This is a genomic window from Corallococcus sp. CA041A (assembly GCF_003612075.1).
GTDB classification, from domain to species: domain Bacteria; phylum Myxococcota; class Myxococcia; order Myxococcales; family Myxococcaceae; genus Corallococcus; species Corallococcus exiguus.
This window is the reverse complement of sequence record NZ_RAWF01000398.1, coordinates 1-5575: the sequence shown is the minus strand read 5'-3', so window position 1 is coordinate 5575 and position 5575 is coordinate 1. Positions and strand designations below refer to the sequence as shown.

General features: G+C 68.8%; 5 protein-coding genes. 4 read left to right on the top strand and 1 reads right to left on the bottom strand.

Features of this window, described 5'->3' with window-relative positions:
• The first annotated feature begins 4 nt into the window (after positions 1-4).
• Complete coding sequence (locus tag D7V77_RS39595) at positions 5-1798, top strand: OPT/YSL family transporter (RefSeq protein WP_120581384.1); 1794 nt, start codon at positions 5-7, stop codon at positions 1796-1798.
• Positions 1799-2052: 254 nt separating this feature from the next.
• Positions 2053-3255 carry a threonine--tRNA ligase gene (thrS, locus tag D7V77_RS39590; RefSeq protein ID WP_120581383.1) on the top strand — a complete coding sequence of 401 codons (1203 nt, stop codon included), beginning with the start codon at positions 2053-2055 and terminating at the stop codon, positions 3253-3255.
• A 71-nt stretch (positions 3256-3326) separates the two neighbouring features.
• On the opposite strand, the gene D7V77_RS39585 is transcribed toward thrS, so the two are convergent.
• The gene (locus D7V77_RS39585) at positions 3327-3746 is read right to left on the bottom strand and encodes a CBS domain-containing protein (protein ID WP_120581382.1); all 420 of its coding nucleotides are present in this window, start codon (positions 3744-3746) and stop codon (positions 3327-3329) included.
• 215 nt (positions 3747-3961) lie between these two features.
• Between D7V77_RS39585 and msrB the strand changes: the two genes are divergently transcribed.
• Together msrB and D7V77_RS46095 are read left to right on the top strand one after the other, a co-directional pair.
• A complete protein-coding gene (gene msrB, locus D7V77_RS39580) occupies positions 3962-4384 on the top strand; it encodes a peptide-methionine (R)-S-oxide reductase MsrB (protein ID WP_120581381.1) in 423 nt (140 codons plus the stop codon).
• Between the two features lie 751 nt (positions 4385-5135).
• Positions 5136-5575: hypothetical protein (locus D7V77_RS46095; protein WP_368666241.1), on the top strand; the 440-nt coding region annotated here is incomplete at its 3' end.

Here is a 5575-nt window from a genome sequence, read left to right as displayed (position 1 = left end):
CTCCGTGCCCGAAGCCGTTACGCCGCGCTTCCGCTTCCTCCCCGCGGTGGGCACGTGGAAGTACCACCTGCTGCTCGCGTCGGTGGCCATCTTCTTCCTGGGCCCGCTGGGCGGTGTGGCCGCGTCGTACATGAACTTCAGCCTGGGCTTCTTCGTCGCCAGTCAGGTGCTGTCCGGCATCCTCGGCAGCGTCGTCACCTACGGCTACGGCGCGGAGGGCAAGCACGGCGCCAACTACATGCAGACGATGGCCGCGTCGGTGGCCTCGCTGTGCGCCATGTCCGTGCTGATCCAATCCATGGTGTGGCTGGGCATGCCCCAGCCGCCCGCGTGGCAGCTGATGCTCTTCGTGGGGTGCGTGGGCATGTTCGGCGTGGGCGTGGGCATGCTCTACACGCCGCTGCTCGTGGACCGGCTCCAGTTGGACTACCCGTCCGGCTACGCGGTGGCCAACATCCTGCGAGCGCTCACGGACAAGCGCCTGCTCAAGGCCTCCATCGCGAAGCTGGGCGGCGGCACCGGCCTGGGCATCCTGGCCGCGTGGCTCACGGAGAAGGTGGCCGCGGTCGCCGCGCTGAGCGTGAGCAGCTCCACGGTGGGCGCCGGCATGGTGGTGGGCAGCCGCATCACCGTGCCCGCCATGCTCATGGGAATCACCGGCTATGCCATCACGCCCTATCTGCGGAGCATCGGGTGGTTGGGGCCGAGTGATCCGTACCGGAAGATTGGCTTCCTCATCTCGCTGGCGATGATCTGCGGCGCGGCGCTGGTGGACCTGGCGCTGCTCGCGGTGCAGGCGGTGGACCGCATCCGGGGCCGCGCGCAGGCTCCCGCGGACACCGAGCCCGCGTGGAAGAAGGTCAACGTGCCCCGGCTCATCGCCTGGGTGGTGGGCTGGGGCGCGGCCGTCGTCGTGGTGGCCACGCAGGTGCTGCACCAGCCCGCGGGCTTCATCATCTTCGGGCTCGCGCTGTCGCTCCTGTTCGTGCTCATCAACGGCATCGCCTACGGCATCAGCGACAACAACCCCATCTCCAGCGCCTTCGTGATGTCGGTGCTGCTGATGTCGTTGCTCGGCCTGAAGGATCCGCTGGTGGGGCTGATGGCGTCCTCCATCCTGCTCATCTCCACGTCGGTGGGCTGCGACATGCAGCAGGACCGCTCCACCGGGTGGCGCCTTGGAACCAACCGCGTGGTGCAGTTCCGCTACCAGGTGCTGGGCATCTTCATGGGCGCGGTGCTGTGCGTGGTGCTGGCGCGCGTGTTCATGGGCGCGTACCCGGTGCTGTCCGTCAACCAGTTGGATCACCCGGACGTGAAGGTGGGCCAGTGGGGCTCCGCGATGACGTACAAGTTCGTGGGCGCCATCCGCGACCTGGGCACGCTGTCGGCGCACAAGGTGACGGCGCTGCTCGTGGGCCTGTCCATCGGCTTCACGCTGGAGGTCATCCGCAAGGTGGTCCGCCGCCACCCCGCCTACCTGCGCTACGTGCAGGGTTCGCGCACGGGGTTCGGCGTGGGCTGGGCGATGGACTCGCTGGTGCTGGCCAGCCCCTACGCGACCGCGTTCGGCGGCTTCATCGCGCTGCCGGCGACCATCTGGTTCGGCGCGGGCGGCATCCTCACGTCCCTCTTCAACACCGTGTCCAAGCGCTTCCGGCGCGAGCCCGCTCCGGGCGAGGCGGTGCTGCCGGAGGACATGAGCACCATGTCGCTGGTGGGCGGAGGCCTCATCGCGGGCGAGTCGCTCTTCTACCTCTTCGTGGGCCTCGCCGGCCTGCTGGCCCTCTTGGGCTGACGCACCCCGTCCCGGCGCACGACTTGACTTTCCGTGCGCTCGGGAGCACTTCTTGTCCCGTGAACCTCGTCATCAACACCACCGCGACCACGACCACCACCGCTTCGGCGGGCGTGGGTGCGGTGCGCGTGTCGGTGTCCTGACGAGCGCACGGTTTCCCGCCCCGCCGAGTTCCGGCCGGGGCGACCGTGCAACCTCACACGCCCCGTGTCCGGCCCCGGCTGCTTCATCCCGACCGACACACGGAGACGACAATGCTTGATGAACAAGACCACCGCGCGCTGGGCCAGCGTCTGGACCTCTTCCACATGCAGGAGGAGGCCCCGGGCATGGTGTTCTGGCACCCACGCGGACTGAGGTTGTACCGGCTGCTGGAGGAGCACGTCCGCCAGCGCATGCTCGAAGAGGGCTACCGCGAAGTCCGTACGCCGCAGCTGTGCTCCCAGCCACTCTGGGAGCAGAGCGGCCACTGGGAGAACTTCCGCCAGAACATGTTCTGCATGGTGGAAGGCGACCGGCAGCTGGCGTTGAAGCCGGTGAGCTGCCCGGGCCACATCCAGATCGTCCAGCGCATGGCGCCCAGCCACCGCGACCTGCCCCTGCGACTGGGGGAGTTCGGGCTGGTGCACCGCAGCGAGCCCAGCGGCGCGCTGCATGGGCTGTTCCGCCTGCGCCAGTTCACGCAGGACGACGGCCACATCTTCTGCGCGGCGGAGCAGGTGGAGGCGGAAGTGGTCCGCTTCGTGCGCTCGCTCAAGGCGTTCTACGCGGGCTTCGGCTTCGACGACGTGCAGGTGGCCTTCTCCAGCCGTCCGGCGATGCGTGCCGGCGGTGACGCGCTGTGGGACCAGGCGGAGGCGTGGCTCCAGTCCGCGGCGAAGCAGGCGGGCCTCCAGTACGAGGACCAGCCCGGCGAGGGCGCCTTCTACGGGCCCAAGCTGGAGTTCGTGCTGAAGGACCGGCTGGGCCGTGCGTGGCAGTGCGGCACGATCCAACTGGACCTGGTGCTGCCGGAGCGCTTCGACCTGCACTACGTCGGCGCGTCCGGAGAGCGCCTGCGTCCGGTGATGCTTCACCGCGCGCTGTTCGGCAGCCTGGAGCGCTTCATCGGCGTGCTGCTGGAGCACCACGGGGGCGCGCTACCGGCGTGGCTCGCGCCCGAGCAGGTGGTGGTGGCCTCCGTGGGAGCGGGGGCCGCCGCGTACGCGGAGGGACTGGCTGCGCGGCTGCGGCAGGCCGGCTGCCGCGCGCGGGCGGACGTGCGGGACGAGTCGCTGTCGAAGAAGGTCCTGGGCTCGCACGAGGACGGCGTGCCGTTCCTCGCGGTGGTGGGTGGCCGCGAGGTGGAGTCGAAGGGTGTCCGCTTGCGCCAGCGCGACGGTTCCCAGCGCGACCTGCCCTGGGATGACGCCGTGGCGTGGCTGTCCTCCGCGTGCCAACCGGCCGTGGTGGGCTGAGCGTCAGGACATGAAACACCGGCCCGGTGCTCCCTTCCAGCTTGCGAAGGGGGCGCCGGGCCTTCTTGTGGTCAGGAGTAGAGGCTCAAGTATTCCAGCGGCTCGCCGGGCCGCAGCAGCGTGAGGGACTCGGAGGCGACGTCGTCCAGGCGGAGGAGCCCCACCGCGTGGTGGTCCGCGTCCACGACCACCAGCCGGTTCAGGTGATGCTCCTCCATCAGCCGCTCGCCGGCCTCCAGCGGCTCGTCCTCCGAGCAGGTAACGAGCGGCGCCGTCATCGCCTCCCGCACAGTGGTGACGTCGGGGTCGTGCCCGTGGACGGTGGAGCACAAGGAGAGCTCCGAGTCAGTGAGCAGGCCCACCACCTGGCCGTGCTCCGTGACGGGCAGCGCGCCCAGGCTGGCGCTGTCCAACCGCTCGGCGGCGGAGCGCAGGCATTCATTCGCGTCGATGGTCTTCACGTCTCTGTGCATCAGCTCTGAAATCCGCATCAGCAGGCCTCCTCGTGGCGCGCACCGCGTCCGGGAGGAGTACAACCGAAGCACGGTGCTCCAAGCCCTGGTCCGCAGGGCCTGCCGTGCCGTGCGGTAGAGAACAAGGCGGCCGGCCGCCCTGCTGCCTGCCTGGTATAGGGTGCGACGCAAAGGCCCACGGTGCATCCAAGGCCGTGCTCCGGGCTCCAGGCCCGAAACGTGGAGGAGGACCCATGGCGGACAAGCTCAATCTTTCCAACGAAGAATGGCGCAAGCGCCTCACCCCCGAGGAATTCCAGGTGCTGCGGCAGCACGGCACCGAGTACCCGGGGAGCGGCTGTTTCCTCGGCACCAAGACGCCGGGTACCTACGTGTGCGCGGGCTGCAACAACCCGCTGTTCAAGGCCGGGACAAAGTTCGAGTCCGGCACGGGCTGGCCGTCCTTCACCCAGACGCTGTCGGAGGACTCCGTCACGGAGATCCGCGACGTGTCGCACGGAATGATTCGCACCGAGGTCCGCTGCGCGCGCTGCGACGGCCACCTGGGTCACGTGTTCCCGGACGGCCCGCCGCCCACGGGGCTGCGCTACTGCATGAACTCCGTGGCGATGAAGCACGTCCCCGAAGGAAGCCCCATCGAGCTGGTCCGGGCCTGATCAGGTCGCCAGAAGTTCGTCGGTACCTCCGCATGCCATCTCAGGGGATGGCATGCGCGAACTTCAGGAGACAGCGGACGCGATGGGCTGTCGTCGCTCACGAAGCATCTGGTCCCAGTGAACGAACCATGGAGCCCCAGAGGCGAGCAGCCCACCGGCCCCAATGAGCCCTGGAGTCCATGAAGCGGCTCGCCCACCTTGCGAACCGCCACGCGGATGAGTCCGAAGAAGCCGGTGGGTGGAGCCTCGGATTGCTGGGGGCCCCTTCCTGAGACACGGCGACAAAACCTGTTCGACAGTCGGGCAGGCTTCCCAAGACCGCGTCCATCACATTCCTACTGACGCACTCTCCACCCTGACCACAGGGCACGAACGTTGGGGCGGCTGGAGGCAACAGTGCCCCACTGTCCGACTCCAAGGGGAAGGACTCGCCATCGGGGCGAGGTACAACCCCAAGAGCCTCGGCGGTTGGAGCGACACAGCAACCGGGGTCACGCGCATCCACGAGGAGGCACACCTCAAGTGCATTGTCCTGCTCAACGGATGACGTCAGGCGGCCAGGTCCGCCCTCTTCAAAGCAGGGACATGCCTCCGGCGCATCGTCCTGCTCGGAGCCGGACGTAAAGCAACCGACGTCCCCCTCCGCGATGCCGGGTTGTGCCCGCAGCATCTCGTCCTGCGCGATGGCTGGCCCAGGGCGACCGACGTCACCCTCCTCGATGCCGAGGTGTGTCCCCAAAGCGTCGTTCTGATGAGTGACTGGTGCACCCTCGTGGGCGCATGGGGCCTCGGGGGACGCAGGTTCCTGGGGCGCGGGGGCGAATGCGTTCAGCACGCGCTCATCGCGCGCCTTCAGCAGCGCTGGCAGCTCATGCTGAAGTGCCTGCACGTCGCGCTCGTTCAGAATCGCCATCGCGCGGAAGGCCCACTCGCGCAGCGCCTCTCCGCCCATGAGCGGCAGCAGTTGGGCGGCTCCTCCCAGGAATGCCCGCTGCAGAGACTGAACGAGGAGCACGTGCCCCGGACGCGCCGCCACCCGCGCCGCATGCCGCAGCAACTCGAACTCCGCCTGCGCGCAGGTTTCCCCCGACTCCCAGCGCGCCGCGTCCTGGAGCTGGTAGCACGTGCTCCCCAGCCGGTCCAGGTCGAGGTCCGAGGCCCTCGCGCAGCAGTCGGCCAGCAGCTCCACCA

Coding starts and splice junctions, on each gene's coding strand:
- thrS (WP_120581383.1), top strand. CDS start 2,053: ATGCTTGATGAACAAGACCACCGCGCGCTGGGCCAGCGTCTGGACCTC.
- msrB (WP_120581381.1), top strand. CDS start 3,962: ATGGCGGACAAGCTCAATCTTTCCAACGAAGAATGGCGCAAGCGCCTC.
- D7V77_RS39585 (WP_120581382.1), bottom strand. CDS start 3,746: ATGCGGATTTCAGAGCTGATGCACAGAGACGTGAAGACCATCGACGCG.